The sequence below is a fragment of the Xanthobacter sp. BG11Y11_SDJG genome (assembly GCF_057364445.1).
This window is the reverse complement of sequence record NZ_JBNFNU010000735.1, coordinates 1-1045: the sequence shown is the minus strand read 5'-3', so window position 1 is coordinate 1045 and position 1045 is coordinate 1. Positions and strand designations below refer to the sequence as shown.

The following is a 1045-nucleotide window of genomic DNA, read 5'->3' as shown; positions in this document are numbered from 1 at the left end:
CTGGCCCGGGCGCCCGCCACCGCTCCGGCTCCGGACTGGCGCGCCCGCGGCCGGTTCGCGCCGGAGCGTCCGCGCGCCGACATGGAGCGGGCGGTCGGGGCCGTCATCGACTACATCCGCGCCGGCGACATCTTCCAGGCCAATCTCACCCAGCGCATGGCCGCCCCCGTGCCGGAGGGACTGAGCGACCTCGAACTCTATCTGCGGCTGCGCGCCATCAGTCCGGCCCCGTTCGCCGCCTTCCTGAAATGCGGCGCCGGCCTTTCGGTGATGAGCGCCTCGCCCGAGCGCTTCCTCAGCCTCGCGCCCGACGGGCGAGTGGAGACGCGCCCCATCAAGGGCACGCGGCCGCGCGGTGCCGACCCGGCGGCGGACGCCGCTTTGGCACGCGCGCTCCTCGCCTCGGCCAAGGATCGGGCCGAGAACCTCATGATCGTCGACCTCATGCGCAACGATCTCGGCCGCGTGTCGCGCACCGGCAGCGTGCGGGTGCCGGTGCTGTGCGGCCTGGAGACCTTCGCCAGCGTTCATCACCTGGTCTCGGTGGTGGAAAGCACGCTGAAGCCGGGCCTCGGCCCGGTCGATTTGCTGCGCGCCTGCTTTCCCGGCGGCTCCATCACCGGCGCACCGAAGATCCGCGCCATGGAGATCATCCACGAGCTGGAGGACGCCCCGCGCGGCGTCTATTGCGGCGCGGTAGCCTGGATCGGCTTTGACGGCGCGATGGATTCCTCCATCGTCATCCGCACCGTCACGCGGGCGGGCTCGACGCTGCTGGCCCAGGCGGGCGGCGGCATCGTCGCGGATTCCGACCCGGCGGCGGAATACGAGGAAAGCCTGGTGAAGCTCGCGCCGCTGCTGCGCGCCCTTTCGGGAGAGGACCGATGATGCTCTGGCTCGGCGACCGGCTGGTGGAGGAGGCGCAGGCGCACATCTCCCCGTTCGACCGCGGCTTCACCCTCGGCGACGGCCTGTTCGAGACCCTGCGCCTGCGCGGCGGCGCGGTGCTGCGGCTGGAGGCGCACCTGGCGCGCCTCGCGGCCGG

At 72.7% G+C, this 1045-nt stretch carries 1 protein-coding gene; it reads left to right on the top strand.

What is annotated here, in order from left to right; all coding sequences use genetic code 11:
- On the top strand, positions 1-888 hold an 888-nt coding region (pabB, locus tag AC2W7M_RS26160), incomplete at its 5' end, for an aminodeoxychorismate synthase component I (protein WP_486136084.1).
- Positions 889-1045: the final 157 nt, after the last annotated feature.